General features: G+C 63.3%; 14 protein-coding genes, 1 tRNA gene and 1 pseudogene. 5 read left to right on the forward strand and 11 right to left on the reverse strand.

The features are described 5' to 3' along the window. Window positions 1-7 precede the first annotated feature (7 nt). Both MLE27_RS08395 and MLE27_RS08400 read right to left on the reverse strand, forming a co-directional pair. Window positions 8-1,096: a tetratricopeptide repeat protein gene (locus MLE27_RS08395; RefSeq protein ID WP_243311618.1), complete on the reverse strand. Its 1,089-nt coding sequence runs from the start codon at window positions 1,094-1,096 to the stop codon at window positions 8-10. A gap of 17 nt (window positions 1,097-1,113) precedes the next feature. Beyond that, window positions 1,114-1,281 (reverse strand): hypothetical protein, encoded by a 168-nt coding sequence (locus MLE27_RS08400; RefSeq protein WP_243311619.1) that lies wholly within the window; start codon window positions 1,279-1,281, stop codon window positions 1,114-1,116. A 34-nt stretch (window positions 1,282-1,315) separates the two neighbouring features. On the opposite strand from MLE27_RS08400, the gene MLE27_RS08405 reads away from it, so the two are divergent. Further along, window positions 1,316-2,242: a hypothetical protein gene (locus MLE27_RS08405; protein ID WP_243311620.1), complete on the forward strand. Its 927-nt coding sequence runs from the start codon at window positions 1,316-1,318 to the stop codon at window positions 2,240-2,242. 78 nt (window positions 2,243-2,320) lie between these two features. Here the strand turns inward: MLE27_RS08405 and MLE27_RS08410 are convergent, their stop codons facing one another. The 7 genes from MLE27_RS08410 to MLE27_RS08440 all read right to left on the reverse strand — a co-directional run bounded on the left by MLE27_RS08410 (window position 2,321) and on the right by MLE27_RS08440 (window position 11,196). Beyond that, complete coding sequence (locus tag MLE27_RS08410; RefSeq protein WP_243311621.1) at window positions 2,321-5,305, reverse strand: chemotaxis protein CheA; 2,985 nt, start codon at window positions 5,303-5,305, stop codon at window positions 2,321-2,323. A 30-nt stretch (window positions 5,306-5,335) separates the two neighbouring features. After that, window positions 5,336-5,704, reverse strand: a complete 369-nt coding sequence (locus tag MLE27_RS08415; RefSeq protein WP_243311622.1) for a response regulator — start codon at window positions 5,702-5,704, stop codon at window positions 5,336-5,338. Between the two features lie 9 nt (window positions 5,705-5,713). After that, entirely contained in the window at window positions 5,714-6,415 is a 702-nt protein-coding gene (locus MLE27_RS08420) for a chemotaxis protein CheW (RefSeq protein ID WP_243311623.1), read from the reverse strand. Continuing rightward, a complete protein-coding gene (locus MLE27_RS08425; RefSeq protein ID WP_243311624.1) occupies window positions 6,412-7,182 on the reverse strand; it encodes a ParA family protein in 771 nt (256 codons plus the stop codon). Before MLE27_RS08425 ends, MLE27_RS08420 begins: the two co-directional genes overlap by 4 nt. Before the next feature lie 73 nt (window positions 7,183-7,255). Further along, on the reverse strand, window positions 7,256-8,134 hold the full coding sequence (locus MLE27_RS08430; protein WP_243311625.1) for a CheR family methyltransferase: 879 nt from the start codon (window positions 8,132-8,134) through the stop codon (window positions 7,256-7,258). Then, window positions 8,134-10,062, reverse strand: a complete 1,929-nt coding sequence (locus MLE27_RS08435) for a HEAT repeat domain-containing protein (RefSeq protein ID WP_243311626.1) — start codon at window positions 10,060-10,062, stop codon at window positions 8,134-8,136. Before MLE27_RS08435 ends, MLE27_RS08430 begins: the two co-directional genes overlap by 1 nt. Window positions 10,063-10,104: 42 nt before the next feature. Further along, window positions 10,105-11,196, reverse strand: coding sequence for a protein-glutamate methylesterase/protein-glutamine glutaminase (locus MLE27_RS08440; protein WP_243311627.1), 1,092 nt, complete (start codon window positions 11,194-11,196; stop codon window positions 10,105-10,107). Window positions 11,197-11,372: 176 nt separating this feature from the next. On the opposite strand from MLE27_RS08440, the gene MLE27_RS08445 reads away from it, so the two are divergent. Beyond that, window positions 11,373-11,450 (forward strand) — tRNA-Pro (locus MLE27_RS08445). A gap of 643 nt (window positions 11,451-12,093) precedes the next feature. Further along, complete coding sequence (locus MLE27_RS08450; protein WP_243311628.1) at window positions 12,094-13,878, forward strand: UDP-N-acetylglucosamine 2-epimerase; 1,785 nt, start codon at window positions 12,094-12,096, stop codon at window positions 13,876-13,878. Window positions 13,879-14,217: 339 nt separating this feature from the next. Here MLE27_RS08450 and MLE27_RS08455 read toward each other — a convergent pair whose 3' ends face one another. Further along, window positions 14,218-14,742: a phospholipase D family nuclease gene (locus tag MLE27_RS08455; protein ID WP_243311629.1), complete on the reverse strand. Its 525-nt coding sequence runs from the start codon at window positions 14,740-14,742 to the stop codon at window positions 14,218-14,220. Window positions 14,743-14,966: 224 nt separating this feature from the next. Here MLE27_RS08455 and MLE27_RS08460 point away from each other — a divergent pair, with 224 nt between their 5' ends. Beyond that, window positions 14,967-15,413: a 4Fe-4S binding protein gene (locus MLE27_RS08460; RefSeq protein ID WP_243311630.1), complete on the forward strand. Its 447-nt coding sequence runs from the start codon at window positions 14,967-14,969 to the stop codon at window positions 15,411-15,413. After that, window positions 15,400-17,166 (forward strand): aldehyde ferredoxin oxidoreductase N-terminal domain-containing protein, encoded by a 1,767-nt coding sequence (locus MLE27_RS08465; RefSeq protein WP_243311631.1) that lies wholly within the window; start codon window positions 15,400-15,402, stop codon window positions 17,164-17,166. Before MLE27_RS08460 ends, MLE27_RS08465 begins: the two co-directional genes overlap by 14 nt. 69 nt (window positions 17,167-17,235) lie before the next feature. Here the strand turns inward: MLE27_RS08465 and MLE27_RS08470 are convergent. After that, window positions 17,236-17,469, reverse strand: a pseudogene (locus tag MLE27_RS08470) (DJ-1/PfpI family protein); the annotation flags it as partial. Window positions 17,470-17,597 lie beyond the last annotated feature (128 nt).

Consider the following 17,597-nt stretch of genomic DNA (forward strand, 5'->3'; position numbering starts at 1 on the left):
TCCGGTACTACTGGCCAAGCTGTTTGAGCTTCTGTTTGGCCTTGGCCGCGAATTCGGATTTGGGGTGTTCGTCCACCAGCAGCTTGAGGTGGAAGACGGCGTTGGATTTATCCCCCAGGCGCTCGTAGGCGTCCGCGATGCGGTACAGGGCCTCTTCCGCCTTGGGGTCGTTCGGGTAGCGGACGGTCACTTCCTTCAGCGAGAGGATGGCCTGGTTGTAGCTCTTGTCCGCCACGTAGCTCTCGCCGATCCAGTACATGGCTTCGGGAGCCTTGGCGGAGTTGGGATACTTGGCCAGGAAGTCGTTGAATTTGCGGCGGCCCTCCTCGCTCCGGTTGGCCGAGACGGCGCGAAGGGCGTCGGTGTAGAGCATCTGCTCATCCATTCCGGGCGCCGCGGAAGGCTTGGCGCCGGCGGAAGGCGCTGCCGCGGGGGCCGTGCTCGCGGGCGCGGGCGCGGGAGCCCCGGTTTTGGCCTTGGCGGAGGACTGGTCCATGGGCACGGGCTGGCGCGGCTGTCCCGAGGCCGGGGCGGCGGGGGCCCCGTAGGCGGACGCGGGGCGGGACGCGGATCCGTCGTCCAGGGTAACCACGGGCGGCTTGAGCGGCAGGGGCTGCGGCTGAGGTGTTGCCTGGGCCGAGGGTGCCGGAGGCGGGGCCAACGGCTGGGGCTGGCTCATGGCGGAAGGCGCGGGCATCGACACCGGTGCAGGGGGTTGCGCGGACATCGGGGCCGGAGCCTGTTGGGGCGCTCCCTGCGCCAGGGAGGCATAAGGGATGACCTGCCCGGCCACCAGGGGCTGCCTGCCGGAAACGGTGCGCACCGTGGCCTGGGGGGCGGCGGCCTCCTGGGCCTTGGCTGGCCTGTGGGCCGGGGCCTTGCCGGAGGAAAGGCGGTCGAGCCGGTCGGCGATGTCGCGCAGGCGCATGTCGATTTCCGAGTCGCGCAGGCGCTGCTGCTCCTGGAAGCGGGTCATGGTGGCTTCCAGTTCGCCCAGCCGCGCAGACGCGGGAGCTTCCTGCGCTTTTCGCCCGCCGCTCTGGGCGCATCCGGCGCAGACGAGCGCCAGCATCGTAACGGCCAGGACTCTTTGCATTCCGATCCTCCGATGTTTCAGCGTCGATAACCGATGCAGCCCTGTAAAGGCAAGCGCCGCAGGACAATCCGGCTGTCTTTTCGGCTGTTTCCTCCGTTTTCGCCCGCGGAGTCCATGTCCGCTTCCGCGCCGTCCATATCCGGATTGCGCGGAAACGATTTTTGAGGCAAAAAGACGCCGCGCATCGGTGCGCCACCAGCCAAAGGAGTATCATCCCGCGTGAGTGAGCTTACCCTTTTCGCAGCCCTTACGGCACTCGTCTGCCTCCCCTTGTGCTTTGCGCTGGCGGCGGCCGCGCTCCCGCTGACCAGCGCCGCGCTTCTTTTCAATCCACCCAAGCGGGTCAAGGTATTCCGCGACAAGTACGGCCAGCAGACCTCCACCAGCTGTCTGCTCTGCGGCCTTGTCGCCGTGCTTGGCCTGGTCGGCGGCGCGCTGGCCCTGCAATCGCTCGCCCCCGCCTCCGCCGCGTTCTGGCTGGGCTGGCCCCTGCCACTGCTGCCCCTGTGCGCGGGCCTGGCGGTCAGCGCCGCGCTGGCCGTGGTCTACCGGGCCGTGTGGCAGAACCTCAAGGACAACAGGCCGCTTCACTCGGCCATCGGCGTGGCCGCCACGCTCGCGGCCTGGGCTCTGGGCTACCTGTTCGTGAGCTTTTTCCGGCACTACGTGCTGAGCCCCCTGCAGCCCTCGGAAGACCCTTTTCTGTTCATTCCCCCGCTGGATTCTGTTGCCTGGCTGCTGCTTCCCGCCGCGCTGGGCATGTCGCTGGCCCTGGCCGGGTCCGTGGGCACCCTGTATCTGATCCACCGGCGCGACAAGGACGACTTCGGGCGCGACTACTACAACTACGGGCTGAAGATGGGCAGCCGCTGGTCAATTGCCGGTGCGGCCCTGGCCGTGGCCAGCGCCGCCGTGGCGGCCGTGCGGCTGTGGCCCTCCGTGAGGGACCTGCCCGTGCGCCCCGTCTTCTTCTGGGGCGAGGCCGTTTTCCTCTGCGCCCTGGCCATGGCCGCCATCCTCTGGGGGCTGGTGCTGCGCAACCAGAACGCCCTGCGCCTGAAGGTGCACCTGGTGGCTGCGTTCGCCCTCTCCTGGCTGGCGCTCAGCGCGCAGGCCCTGGTGAACCTGAGGTTCTTCCTGGGCTGATCCCCAGTCGCAACGCGAGCAAAAAGGCGGCGCCCCCTTCCGGGAGCGCCGCCTTCTTCATTTGTCGCTTTTGCCGCCTCAGATGGAGGATGCCCCGCGCTGCGAGGTGGCCATCAGGTAGATCTCGTGCGGGTCCAGGATGAGCACCACGGAGCCGTCGCCCATGATGGTCGCGCCGGAGAGGCCGCGCATGTCGAAATCCGAGAGGTAGGCGCCCAGGGGCTTGATGACCACTTCCTGCCGCTCCAGCAGCCTGTCCACGATCACGCCGAGCCTGCGGTCGTTGTCCTGGAGGATGACCATGGAGACTATCTCCTTCTCGTCGTCCCCGTCGGGGGGAATCTCCAGCACCTCGCGCAGTTCGATGATGCCCAGCACTTCCCCGCGCAGGGTCACGGCCTTGCGCTTGTTGACCTCTGTCATGCGCCGGACCTCGATCTTGGTGGTCTCGGAGACGGCGTCCAGGGGGATGGCGTAGGTCTGGTTGCCCACCATGACCATCAGGGCGTCGATGATGGCCAGGGTCAGCGGCAGGGTCATGGTGAACTTGGTGCCCTTGCCGATCTCGCTGCTGACGCTCACCGCGCCCTTGAGGTTCTTGATGTTGGTGCGCACCACGTCCATGCCCACGCCTCGCCCGGAGATGTCCGTGATGGTCTCCGCGGAGGAGAAGCCGGGCATGAAGATGAGCTCCAGGGCGTCGCGGTCGTCCAGGTTCTTGGCCTCGTCGGGGGAGATGAGGTTCTTGCGCACCGCCACTTCGCGCATCTTGGCCGGGTCGATGCCCTTGCCGTCGTCCTCCACCTCGATGGCCACGGAGTTGCCCCGGTGGTAGGCGCGTAGCCAGACCTTGCCCGCGGGGGACTTGCCAGTAGCGCGGCGCGTCTCCTCGGTTTCGAGGCCGTGGTCCACGCTGTTGCGGATCAGGTGCACCAGCGGGTCGCCGATGACCTCCACCACGGACTTGTCCAGCTCCGTCTCCTCGCCTTCCATGATGAGCTCCACTTCCTTGCCCGACTTGCGGGAAAGGTCGCGCACCAAACGCGGGAAGCGGGCGAACACGGAGGATACGGGCACCATGCGCACCTTCATGATGGTGTCCTGGAGGTCGTCGGAGAGGCGCGCCATGGCGTAGGTGGTCTCGGTGAGCTGCTGGGCGATGGCCTGGACGTCCAGCTTACCCTCCTCAAGGGAGCGGGCCAGCAGGGCGTAGCGGTTGCGGTTGATGATGAGCTCGCCGATGAGGTTCATGAGGTGGTCGAGCTTCTCGTGGTCCACGCGGATGGTGGAGGACACCTTCGCGCCGCCCTGGGCCTGCGCCTGGGCTTGGGCGGCAGGAGCCTGCGAAGCGGGAGCGGGCGCTGCTTTGGGAGCAGGTTCCGCGGCCTTCGCGGGGGCCGGCTTGGGCTCCTGCTTGGGCTTGGGCGCGGGTTCCTCGGCCTTCGTGGCCGCGGGTTCGGGAGCTTTCTTGGCCGCAGGCTTGGGGGCGGCCGTTTCGGCAACCGGTTTCGGGGCTTCTTTCAAAGGCTCAGGCGCGGCGGGTTTGGCTTCCGGTTTCGGCTCCTCAGCCTTGACCTTGACCTCGGGCACCGGCTCGGCAGCGGGCCCGGATTTCGGCGCGGATTCGGGCTCCGCGGCGGCGGGAGCCTTCACCAGCGAGCTGATGGTCTTCTTGAGCATGTCCTCAAGTATCGAGCACTCCTGGCGGAGGATGTCCACCATCATCTCAAAGTCCAGCCCGGCCTTGCGGGCCTGATCAACCATTCCCGCCGTGCGTTCGGCGTAAACCTTGATGTCGGCGAAATCCATGTAGCTGGCGGAATTGCGCAGCGTGTCCAGGGAGCGGTACAGGCCGTCGATGTATTCCTTGTTGGTGCCGTCCTTGGCCAGCTCGTCCAGGGCCATGTGGATGTTGGCCAGTTGCTGGGTGACGGTCTCCTCGAAGATTTCGCTGTCCTCGTCGTCGAAGCCTGAAGCCTGGCCGCCCTCCCCGCCGGAAGGAGCCGCCGGTTCCACGGCTGCGGGCTCGGGCGCGGCGGCTTCCGCAGCGGCCTCTGGGGCCGGAGCGGGCCCCAGGTCCACGTCGCCGGTGGCCACGGCCTCCTGGAGCTTCTCCACCAGGAAGTCGATGTCCACGGGTATGGCCTGGTTGTGCTTGGCGTCGATGCGCGTCACCAGGGACTCCATCATGTCGACGGAGCCAAGCAGCAGGTCGATCATGCCCCTGGTGGGGACCATCTCGCCCTTGCGCACCTTGTTCAGCAGGGTTTCGGCCTCGTGGGTCAGGGCGTTGAGCTCCTTGTGGCCGATGATGCCGGAGTTGCCCTTGAGGTTGTGGAAGAAGCGGAAGATGTCGTTGACGAGCTCGCCCCCGGCGGTGGGGTCTTTCTCGAGTTCCAGCAGCGAGTCGTTGAGGCTGGCGATGATCTCCTGGGCTTCCTCCAGGAAGTCGTTGAGGTGGCCCTCGCCGATGGCCTGCAGGCTGTACGGCGGGCCTGTCTCCACCAGTTCGGGCATGATGAAGCCGCGGCCCTGGCCCCCGGCTTCGCCGTCGTCCGGAGCGGGCGTGCTTTCGGGGGCGTCCTCTGCCACGGCGGCTTCCTCCTGTTGGGGGGCGTCCTCCACCTGGGTTCCGTCTCCGGGGGCCGCCGGGGATTCGGGCTCCGCCTCCCCGGCAAGGATGGAGTCGATGCGGGCGATGATGTGCGCGGTCTCAACCTCGCCCTCGTAGCCAACGGTCTCCAGGTTGTCGATCATGGTGCGCAGTGCGTCGGTGGCCGCGAGGATCACGTCCATGATGCCGGAGGTCACCGCGATCTTGCCCTTGCGGAGTTCGTCGAGGATGTTTTCGGCGCGGTGGGCCAGGCCGTTGATGTGGTTCAGGCCCAGAAAGCCCGATGCGCCCTTGAGCGAATGCATCGGACGGAAGATCTCGTTGAGCAGGCCGAGGTTGTCCGGATTCTTTTCGAGCTCCAGGAGGTTGGGCTCGATGGTTTCCAGGTGCTCTTTGGCTTCGACGATAAAATCCGCGAATAGTTCCGGATCCATGAAATCCTGACTCATGATGACCCCTGTAAGGCGTATTTCCGGTAACTATCCAAGAAGCATCTTGATGTTCTTGACCATCTTCTCGGGCTGGGCCGGTTTGACCATGTACATATTGGCCCCGATGGACAATCCCGCCTGGATGTCCTTCTCCTGGCCTTCGGTGGAGAGCACCACGATGGGTATGTCCCTGTAGGCGTCCTGCTCGCGAACGCTTTTGATGAACGTGAAGCCGTCCATGCGCGGCATATTGATATCTGATATTATCAGATTTATCTCGCCGGAGGAATAGAGTTTTTCCAGACCGTCCAGGCCGTCTTCCGCAGTGACGACCTTGAAGCCTTCCTTTTTCATGATGAAGGCGACCAGGTTGCGAACTGTCTTGGAATCATCAACGATTAGAATCGTCTTGGACATGTTCGGCTCCTAACTCTTGAGCACTTTCTGGAAAAGCCGGCTGACGGAAAGTATCTTGATCAGCCTCTCCTGGGCTTTGAGCAGCCCGGCCATCAGGTCGGCGTTCACCCCGACCTTCGCCTCGATGCCCCATTCGATGTCCTCTCGCGGGGCCTTGTACATCGTATCGATCGCCCGCACCAGCATGCCGATCTGCATATCGCCGATGCGGCAGACGATGAGGAAGTTGTCCGGCTCCTGATCCTTGCGCTCGATGTCCAGGAGCACGCTCAGATCCACCAGGGGCGTCACCCTGCCGCGCAGGTTGGTCACCCCGGCAAGGAAGGCCGGCGCGGCGGGCAGCTTGGTGGCGGGAACGGCCCGGAGCACCTCCTGCACGAGCATGATGGGCACCGCGAAAAGCTGCCCGGCCACATGAAAGCTCACCAGGCGCAGCTCCGGCTCGGCCATGAGCCCGGCCTCCAAATCCTCCCCGGGCTGGAGGGCGGGCTGCTCCTGCGGGGCGGCCTGTATCGGAGACTGCCCGGCGGGCATCAGCACGCGTTCTGGCTCCACCGGCCGCGAGAGCTGCCCGGCGGCCTCGGAGCCTTCCCACCCGGCGCCGACGTATTTCTCCAGGAAGGCCTTCTCGGAGTTGGTCAGGCCCGGCATGCCCCCCGGCGCTTCGGGCAGGTTCACGTCCTGGGCGAAATAGTTCTCGAGGGTCTTCATAACGTCAGAATTTCCTTTGCCAGGGTCATGTATTCCCGGGCCCCGCGCGAATCCGGGGCGATGTCGAAGATGACCTTGCCGGAGGCGCTGGCCTCGCGGAACTTGGTGTCCAGGTCGACGACGGTTTCGAACAGCTTGTCGCCGAGCTTCTTCCGCAACAAGAGCATCACGCGCCTGCATGCGCCCGCGCGGCGGTCGTACATGGTGGCCAGGGCCCGCCAGGCCACCGGCCTGGGCAGGACCTTGTTGAGCAGCCGGATGGAGTCGAAGATCAGCCGCAGACCGTGCAGCGCCAGGAAATCGGTCTGGATCGGGATGATCAGCAGGTTCGACGCCACCATGGCATTCACCAGAAGCACTCCCATGTTGGGCGGGCAGTCGAGGATCACGTAGTCGTAGCCCCCGGAGGCCTCGCCGAGCAGGTTCTTGAGCAGAACGCCCTTGTTGTCGCGGCCCCGGAGGTCCAGGTCCAGCTCGGTGAGCTTCACGTTGCTGGCGATGACGTCCATGGCGCCATCCTCACCCCGCAGCAGGCTGCGCCCCCAAAGCTCCTGGTCGTAGGTTTCCGCCAGGAGCAGGTCGTAAGCCGAAAACGGGACGTTCTCGGGGTAATGCCCGAGATGCACCGAGGCGCAGCCGTGCGGGTCCAGGTCCATGAGCAGGACCCGCTTGCCAAGCCGCACGAGCGCCGCCGCCAGCGAAAGCGCCGTCGTGGTCTTGCCCACACCGCCCTTCTGGTTGGCGATCGCCACAACGAAAGCGCTCACGTTCCCCACCCTCTGGCGCGGTCCGGCAAGTGCCGTCCCCGCGAGTTCACATTCGGCCAACAACCGGAAATCTTTATCCTTCCTTCAGATAAACAATCGCCCCCGGGAAGTGCTTTGGCTTGAACGCCCGGGAGATGTTGTGCAGCGACTCCGAGTGGCCGATGAGCAGGAAGCCGCCGGGCTGCAGGTTGTCGTAGAAGGAGCCGATGACGTTCTTCTTCATCTCGTCGTCGAAGTAGATGATGACGTTGCGGCAGAACACGATCTGGGAGCGGTCGACCCGCTTGAGCATGACCCGGTCGCTCAGGTTGATGGGCCCGAACTGGACCAGGCGCTTGACCTCGGGCTTCACCTTGAACTTGCCCGCGTCCGCGGTGAAGTACTTCGCCACGATCTCCTTGGGGGTGGTGCGCAGGGTGTAGTCGTTGTAGACGCCGTTGCGCGCCGCCGCCAGGACGGCCTCCGAGAGGTCGTTGGCGGTGATGCGGATGTCCCAGGAGTTGATCTCGCTCCTCAGCACCTCATGCAGGATGATGGCGATGGTGTAGGGTTCCTCGCCGGTGGAGCACCCGGCGGACCAGATGCGGAGCTTCCTGGCGCCCAGCTTGCGCTGCTTCTCCAGCACCTCGGGCAGCACGTTGTTCTGGAACACGGCCAACTGCGGCGGGTTGCGGTAGAAGCTGGTCTCGTTGGTGGTGACCACCTCGAAGAGTTTGGAGAGCTCCTGCTTCTTGGACGGGTCGTACTGCAGAAAATGGTAGTACTCGGCGAAGCTGCGGAGGTTGAGCTCCTTCAAGCGGTTGGCCAGGCGGTTTTCCAGCAGGTATTTGCGGTTGTCCGCGATGTAGATGCCGGCCTGCTGGTAGATGAAATCCCGCAGCTGCACGAACTCGGAGTCGGATATCTTGAGTTCCGTGCGCAGGGAGATCGTTTTTGAGAAAAGCGAGGACATCAGCGATCCTCTCCATGTTCGGACTGGATTCTGGAAATGGCCGTCTCCGCTGCCTCTACGAGTTCCTGGTCTTCAGAGTTGAGGATTTCCAACAGTTCACGGAAGGCCGCCTTGCCCCCGATCTCCCCGAGGGTCTCGATCACCCGCAGTGCCAGGAGCTTGTTGGGGCTGTCCAGCAGGCTCACGAGCTTGGGGACCGCATCGGCGGACATGCGCATGCCAAGCGCCTCCATGGCCCGGATGCGCACCCAGTCGTCCGGATCATCCAGGGCCTGGATAAGGTAGGCATTGCCTTCGGTGAGCGAGCAATGGCCGATCTGCTCGACGGCGGCCAGCCGGACCTCGCGTGATTCGTCGGACAGGCGCGAGACCAGAAGCTCAAGCCCGTCCAGGTCCGTGCTGCACATCGAGGCCACGGCCTCCAAGGCGATCTTGCGGATGTCGGGGATTTCGTCCTCAAGGGCGTTCTTGAGCGTGTCCAGGTTGGCTTCGGGGTCCATGCGGCCCAGGGCGAAGATCGCCATAAGCCTGTCCAGGGGGTCGTCCGATCCGGCCATGACCCTGAAGCGCTCCACCATTTCCTGCCCGCCCAGGGCCACACAGGCGTCCAGAGCGGTTTCCTTCACGTCGTCGTAGGGGTGGTGGAGCAGGCCGAAGAGAAGGTCGGCCGCGCGGGGCTCGCGCATCTTCTGCCCCAGGAAGGTCAGGGCCGCCTTGAGCACGTTGCCGTCCTCGTGGCGTTCGAGCACGTCCAGGAAGAAGTCGACCGCTTCCGCCCCGCCCATAGTGAGCAGGGCCGTGACGATGGCGCGTTGCACGTCGCGGTCGCGCTCCCAGAAGGCGCCCATCAGCACGCCGGAGACGCTCTCGCCGCCGATGTGCTCCGCGGCCTCGACAGCCACCAGGGCCTGCGGCTGCGGCCCGGTGAGGATGGCCTCCTCCAGGGCGGGGGTCAGGCCGATGCCCGCGAGGGTGTTCACGGCCAGGGCGATGCGGTCCTGGTCGCGGTCGGGGTCCCACGAACCGGCCAGGCCCAGGACAACGCCCGAGGCCTTTTCGCCACCGACGTAGCCCAGGCCGAGGATGGCGGCGTCCTGGATCTCCTGATCCTCGTCGGAGGTGGCGGCCAGCAGGTATTCCTGGAACTTGGTCCGGTCGTTCTCGGAGAGCAGGTTGAGCGACTTGCCGCCCAGAATCTTCACCACGGCCTTGCAGATCTTGTTGCGCAGGGCCGCGGGGGATTCGTCCAGGCGCTTGATGAGCATGGCCACGGCCTTGACGTTGCCGATCTCGCCCAAGGCGTCCACGATCATGGAGGCCACCAGGTCCGTGGATTTGGACAGGGCGCCCACCAGCGCGCTCACGGAGGAGTCGTCGCGTATCTTGGCCAGGGCCTCGATGACGGCGAACTGAACCCACTCCTCGTCGTTCATGGCCTTGTTCAGGCACTTGGCCGCCTCGGACTTGCCCAACTCGCCCAGGCTGACGGCCGCCTGGTAGCGGACGTTCACTTCGGGGTCCTTGAGCAGGGCCTCGCAGAGCGGATCGACGGCCATGAGGCTGTCGGTGGAGCCGAGAATGTCGGAGGCGAAAATGCGCATGTCGGCGTCGTCGTCGTGCAGCAGCGCCACCAGCGTGGGGAAATCCTGCCCGCCCACCTCGCGCATGACGTCCATGGCGATGTTGCGGGCCGGCGGGTCGTCCGAGCGCAGGAGCGGCGCCACGGCGCGGACCACGACCGGCCCTCCGATCCTGCGCAGGGCGCGGTCGGCCGCCTCCTGAACGCCGAGGTTCTGGCTCTGCACCAGCCTGGCCAGGTGAGGGACGGCCTCCTCCACCTTCTTGTCGCCAGCGGCGAAGGCGGCCTCACGCTCCAGTTCGACATCTCCGGAACCGAGTTGCCTCAGCAGTTCGTCGTGATCACCCATAAGCTCCCCGGCTTTCGTCCAGATACTGAACGAGGTTCACGCTTATTTGTAGAGGTTCGTCATGATGGCCTGGGCCATGTCGTCGATGTCGATGATCTCGTCGGCGAGCCCGGCGTCCACGATGGCCTTGGGCATGCCGTAGACCACGCAGGTGGCGTCGGACTGGGCCAGCGCCCGCCCGCCCTTCTGCTTGAGCACCTTCACGCCTTCGAGGCCGTCCGAGCCCATGCCCGTGAGGATCACGCCCAGGGCCCGCTTGCCCACGGCCTCGGCGGCGGAGGCCACCAACACGTTGGCGGAGGGTTTGTAGAGGGCGTCGGCGGGCTCCGTGGTGATCTCGATCTCCACGCGGCTCACCTTCTGGTGCAGCTTCAGGTGCTTGCCGCCGGGGGCGATGAACACCTTCCCGGGCGCGAGCCTGTCGCCGGTCTCGGCTTCCTTCACGCTCACCTGGCAGACGCTGTCGAGCCTCTTGGCGAACGGGCCGGTGAAGGCGGCGGGCATATGCTGGGCGATGATGATGGAGGCGGGAAAATCCGCCGGAAGCGCGGAGAGCACCTTCTGCACAGCCGGGGGCCCGCCGGTGGAGACGCCGATGGCCACCACGTCGTGCAGGAGGCTGCCCGAGGGCCTGTGGAACTCCTTGCGGGGCTCGGCCTCGTGCGTGTGCGACGAGGCCGTCTGGGCCGGGGCGGCCGGGACGTGGGCGGGCCTGCGGACATGGGAAGGCGGCAGAAACCTGCGCCGGGCGATCTGCTTGACCTTGGCCCGCAGGTCGTCCTCGATCTTCACGATGTCGAGAGACACCTTGGAAAGCTGCTTGGGAATGAAGTCCACCGCGCCCAGCTCCATGGCCTTGAGCGTCGCCTCAGCACCCTCCACCGTGAGGGAGCTGACCATGAGCACGGGCTTGGGCATCTCCATCATGATGTGCTTGAGGGCGGTGAGCCCGTCCATGCGGGGCATCTCGATATCGAGGGTGATCACGTCGGGGTTGTGTTTGCGGATGAGCTCGAGGCCTTCCTGACCGTCACGGGCCGTGGCCACCACGCTGATATCGGGGTCTTTCTCCAGCATGGAGGCGAGGGCCTTGCGCATGAAGGCGGAGTCGTCGACAACAACAACACTTATCACGATAGCGTTCCTTTGAGTTGATCGGGCCAGGGCCCGTCCTGGAGCTGACGCCTCGGTATGCGCGTCAAATAACCGAAAAAAGGCATTTCCTTTTCTACGTGAAAAGGAGGCGCACGACAACCCGAAATCATGCTTGCCAAATCCCGGACAAGTGTATAGTTACCGTCCTCTCGCATCGGGATGTAGCTCAGCATGGCTAGAGCGCTGCGTTCGGGACGCAGAGGCCGGAGGTTCGAATCCTCTCATCCCGACCATGAAAACCAAGGGGTTACAGCACAAAAGCTGTAACCCCTTTGTATTTCAGGCCCTATCCCCGGCCCGCTTGCCTCGCGGCGGCAGTAAAGCTTCGGCCTGCCAGCTCAACCGGCGTACCCTTCACTAACAATTCCAGTTAGTAACGGCTCAAGGCTGACCGCCAACGGAGCCCATGGCACTTCTGCCCATCCCCAATCACGCGCCCTCGATGCCGAAATGCCCGTCGCATTTCAGGCCTGGGTACCCAGCGTGGGGCGCCCCCCTCTGCCCAACGAAGGTTGCCCGCCATGAAATGCTCAGTCGCCAAAGGATCGCCGGCACGGCCCCGGTCGCTTCGACCGCAATGAAGGAGGGTTGCCGTCACCGCCATGGGCTGACTGGCAAGGTTCGGCAAGACGGCTCGAATCGAGAAGCAATTCACGCTGGAAACCCTCGACGGCAACAGGAACGCACAATCCGAAGCCATGTTGCATCATCCGGATGATTCCATTGCGCAGGAATATTCAATGCTGCATTTAATTCTGGACTGCAACGTCTTCTTTGACCTACAAAGCCCGAAAATAGTATGGGCAATCACGGCGGACCACGCCGGGGCTCGTCCGGTGAATTCGATTGGCTTCCGCAGCTATTAAAGGATGCAAGATGAATAAGACAGCCTGGGTCCATTCCTGCCAAGAAGAGGACGACGCTGAACAGGAAAAGAAAGAACTCGTCGGAAATGTGTTGGAGTTAAGAAAATCTTATCCTGATGCACGTGTCGTCAACATGTACCACACCTTTCGAGGTGAAACGCTCCCCTTTGAACACACCTACTACAAAGACTTGATCCCATACCAGGACGAAATAGCGCTCTACGCAAAAGCATACGATACCGCAGACATCATAATAAGCCAGGCTGCCTTGACACAGAATCCTTTGGTGGAGGCTTCATTCTCGGCCTTATACCACAGCATCGCCTCGCAATTCTTCTACTATTTCTCCTACGAATATTTGCTCGACAAATTCAAAGAAGACGGCATCATACTCATTTCGAGCTACAATTGCGGCTCGACAGATGAATTACTTGAAACAAAAAAACTTCTCGACAAGATGAAACTCCTTATACTTGAAACTCAGGGCGATGAAGTTGATGCACTCGACCGTCCGAAAGATCACATTGTATCTCCGGATAAAACCATTTTGCTGTCATGCGAAGACTCTGGCTCAGGGATCAACCGCAAGACATACATGTCTATTGGCAAGCAGTTGATCGACATGGGATTTGATGTCTATTTTTACTGCCTGACCGAGGAAACTGAAACGCAGCTGAAAAATTTTGCTGCGCATGTCATAAGGCATTCAGAAAAGGACGGCGATAATCCATTGGCATGCACTCTTGCCCTAAGCAATTGCATGGACACGTTGATAACAGGCTTCCTTGCCGCCCGGACACGCGGCCTTCTTCCTCGAATATCATATCGTGCACCACTGATGGCTGGACCTGATGCGTTGAACAGCTTCCTTGTAACTACCCTATTTTCTATTTATGAAAAATTTGCCCACTACATGGCTTCATTCGAGTTTGCTTTCGCTTCGGTGAAAAACATCGCTGCGCAAGGTGTGCGAAAAGTCGTGGCCGTCAATGAGGGCGACACCTCCAGCAGCTTTCTTCTCAACGCCGCATCACATTTTGACCTGGACTCCATAGGAGTGAGCCCTATCCTCTATTCTGACCACCCGGCGAGCAGATTTTTTCCAGCCAAGAAACACCTGGTGTACGGCTCCCAACTCGCCGATCTGATGGTCAAATCCGGTATCGAGGCGGATTCCATTATCCCGGTGGGTTCCGTTCATTATGATCAAGCCTATGGCCGGGACAAGTCAGTCGACGTGGCGTACACGCAGAGAATAATCCCCGAATGGGACGGCAGGCCGCTTATCGTCGTCGCAACGGAGAATCGCTCAAACCAGTTGACGGAAATACGACCCACTCTGGAAGCCCTGCGGCATCGCACTGATCTTTTTGTCGTCATCAAACTTCACCCGGGCGACCCGATTGACCTGTTCGAGAGCCTGTTGGCCGACCTAGGCAACCCAGGCCACTTCAAGCTCATCGAAAAATGTGACGTCCTGGCGGTTATCCATGCTTCATCGTTGCTTATCACAATGAGCAGCAACCTTGTCATCGAGGCTGCGGTGATGGGCAACATTTCGCTTTCCTACAATTATTCCTCGTCCATACCGATATTTGATTTTGTCGCTGAAGGGCTCTGCCTTGGCGCGCGCTCACCAGATGAATGTATTTCCAAGATTGACATGCTCGTATCAGACACTCCGATGAGGCGCGATGCATTCGCCATGCTAAAAAATGTGGAAAAATTTTGCACAGCTGTCGATGGCGCAAGTGCAGACAGGATACTGAAACATATTCTTAACTCCGACTCCTGACAACATTCTGTGTCAGCAATTTCATTCACCATTTTTGCGAATCGTGTTTGCATTCATTTTCGCATTTTATTGCTTAGCCATGTGGCGATACAATGTCGATCTCCCAATTCGGCCACTGATCCAAATCATCGGTGAGTTTTTCGACTTGAAGCGGCGGGCGAGCCCTCTGAACGATTTCTGCGCGGGTTTCAACGGGCCGGAGATTCCACAAGGCATCCTGTGACCCTTTCATTCCGCCCCACTGACTCCAAGGGGCTGCCGTAACTCCGGCCCCCCTGTTCTTTTGTCGTCCTCGGCAGGCAACACCCTGCAAAGCCGCATTTTCCGGCCACCCGGCGTTCACTTCCGGGCGCTGTGCTCCAGGTGCGCCCGGAAGTTCTCAAGATAGATGGCGGCCAGTTCCGGGCTGTGCAGGATGAGTATGTTCTCGGCAAAGTCCTTCTCCGCAGAGACGGTGAAGTTGAAGCTCCCTGTCAGCACGGTGCGGCCGTCCACGAGCATCAGCTTGTTGTGGGCGATGGCGTGCTGGTCGTCCACCAGCACCTCCACCCCGGCCTCGCGCAGGGCGGGCGCGATGGACCGGGGGTTCTCCCGGTTGGACTTGTCCACCAGCGCCAGCACCTGGACGCCCCGCTTCTGAGCCCGAATGAGCGCGTCCCGGATTGGGGGAGAGGTGAAGCCGAAGGCCTGCACGTAGACGGAGGAGGCGGCCTTGTCGATGAGCTCGACGATGGCTTCGGTGCAGCCGCCCTTGGGCGAGAAGAACACCTGCGCCGGGCAGTCGAGCCTCAAGTCCCTGGCCTGGGCCGCGCTGGCGGCCAGCAGGACGGCGAGAAGAGCGGTCAGCACGTGGTGGATGCGCATGGAACCTCCAAACGGGCGGAGTCCCCGCCCGGCCTGAATCAGCCAACGATACGGCCAATCCCCCCGGAACCGCAAGGCTGGCTTCCCATCACATCATGCGATTGACCGCAATCGCGGGCGCGGAGTATTGGACAGGCCGACTAGCCGGGATCCGCCCCGCTCCGTACGGCCCGCATCGCATCGGCCGCCGCGGGGAAAACCACCTCCTCCGGCTGGGAGGTCATATGAAAGTCCACCGCGCTGTCCGCATGGAGCGCTGTATCGGCTGCCACTGCTGCTCCCTGGCGTGCGCGAGGCTGGTGTACAAGTCGGTCTCATGGAACACTGCGGGCATCCGCATCAAATCCTCGGGCGGCCTGACCAGCGGCTTCCAGGCCCAGCTCTGCGTGGCCTGCGACCCGGCCCCCTGCGCGGCGGCCTGCCCCACCGGGGCCATCTCGCAGCGCAAATCCGGCGGCGGGGTGCTGCTCAAGCGTGCGATATGCATCCAGTGCGGCCAGTGCGCGGCGGCCTGCCCCGTGGACGCCATCGCCCTGGACCAGGACACCAACCCCTATGTCTGCATCCACTGCGGGCAGTGCGTCAGCTTCTGCCCGCACGACTGCCTGGCGCTGCTGGACGCTGAAACACGCCCCGCACCGTGCACGGAGGGCTGCCATGTTCCAGAATAACCCGGATACCTTCCGCGTGCTGGTCTATGACCTGGCCGCCGCCAAGGGCGACATCCAGATGCTGCCCGGCCGCTCGGTATGGTGCGGTGGGTCCGGCCTGGCCGCCATGCTCTTCGCCAAGTACGGCGACGTTGCGGCCCCTGCTTTCGACCCGCGCCAGCCGCTGATCTTCGCAATCGGCCCCCTCAACGGCTATTTCCCGCTGATGAGCAAGACCGTGTGCGGCTTCAAGTCGCCTTACAACGAGAACTACGCCGAGAGCCATGCGGGCGGGCGCAGCTCCCTGGCGCTGCGCTTCGCGGGGCTGGACGCCCTGGTGCTGGTGGGGCGCGCCGACGCGCCCTCCTGCCTTGTTGTGGGCTCGCGGCAGTTGCGCCTGGTGGACGTGCACTACCTCTGGGGCGCGGACGTGGCCACCACGGGCAAGCTGCTGCGCAAGGTGGTGCCGGGCAACTCGGGGCACCGCAGCATCCTGCGCATCGGCCCAGCGGGCGAGAACCTCAGCTCCTACGCCTGCATCAACGCTGACACCTTCCGCCACTTCGGGCGGCTGGGCTCGGGCGCGGTCATGGGGGCGAAGAACCTCAAGGGCATCGTGATCCACGGCGACGGGGACATGCGCCTGCCCGAGGACAAGAACTACCCCAAGCTCTACAAGGCCATCCACGAGCAGATGACCGCCACCGAGATGATGGAGAAGTACCACAACCTCGGCACCCCGGTGAACGCCCTGCCCCTGAACGAGATCAAGTCCCTGCCGTGGCGCAACATGACCGCCACCGCCGACCCGGACGTGGCCAAATGCTCCGGCGAAGCCTTCGCGGACAAGGTGCTCATGCGCAACGCCGCCTGCTCGGGCTGCCCTGTGGGCTGCATCCACGTGGGCATGCTGCGCGAACAGTTCTCCGACCAGCACCGCTTCGCCATCCACCAGGTCTCCTACGACCACGAGCCCAACTTCGCCGTTGGCACCATGCTGGGCGTGGTGGACCCTGCGAGCATCCTGTCGCTCATCGACATGTCCGACCGCCAGGGGCTCGACGTCATCTCGGCGGGCGTGGCCCTGGCCTGGGCTACCGAAGCCTTCCAGAAGGGGCTCGTCACCCAGGAGCAGACCCTGGTGCCGCTCGCCTTCGGGGATCTGGAGGCCTATCGCAAGGCCATGTGGCACATCGGCCACAAGAGCAACGACTTCTACGGCGCCCTGGGCAAGGGCACCCTGGAGGCCGCCAAGAGCTACGGCGGGGAGGACTTCGCCTGCGTCATCGGGCAGGAGATGGCCGGGTACGCCACGGGGGAGACGTACTTCGTCTCGCAGACAGTGGGTTTCCGGCACTCGCACCTGGACACCTCCGGCTACTCCTACGACCAGAAGCACGCCGAGAAGGACGTGGAAAAGACCGTGAAGTTCCTGCTGGACGACGAGACCGAGCGCGTGATGCTCACCAACATGGTGGCCTGCCTGTTCGCGCGCGGGGTCTACAAGCCAGAGAGGGTTGCCGAGGCCCTGGACTGCCTGGGCTACAAGGAACTGGCGCAAGGGCTCATGCCCGCCTCCGAAGGCGTGCGGCGGGAGCGCTGGCGGCTCAAGATAGCAACCGGGTTCGACCCCATGGCCACCAAGATTCCCAAGCGATTCAGCGAGATCACCACCTGGAAGGGCCCGGTGGACGCCGAATACATGGAGGCGTTGCGCAAGGGCTATGCCGCGAGCATCGCGGAGTTCGGCGGGGAGAAGGCGACCACATCCTGAGGACGCGACGTCAATAGTGAGCGGGAGCAGGCACAGCCTGCTCCCGCTTTTCAATGATCTTCGCCGCGATTAGGGCTCGATCTTCGTGCCCAAGAGCTCCAAAAACTTGCGGATCAGCTCCGGGTGCGCGGGCCAGGCCGGGGCGCTGACCAGCTTGCCCGAAACCTGGGCGTCGCTGAAGGTGGCGTTGAAGTCCAGCCAGACACCACCGGCGGCCACGATGTCCGGCTTCACCGCCGGGTAGGCCGTGCAGCCCTTGCCGCCAGCCAGCACCCCTGCGGCCACCAGCACCTGCGGGCCGTGGGGTAATCCTCCCCTTTTTAGGCTGTCTGAAAAGTAGGGCTATGCAGCCGTTCTCAGTTTCTGCCTCGGAGTGATGCCGCCGATGCCCATGTTGGGCCGTTCGTTGTTGTAAGTCCAGAGCCACTTGG

It is taken from the genome of Fundidesulfovibrio agrisoli, assembly GCF_022808715.1.
GTDB classification, from domain to species: domain Bacteria; phylum Desulfobacterota; class Desulfovibrionia; order Desulfovibrionales; family Desulfovibrionaceae; genus Fundidesulfovibrio; species Fundidesulfovibrio agrisoli.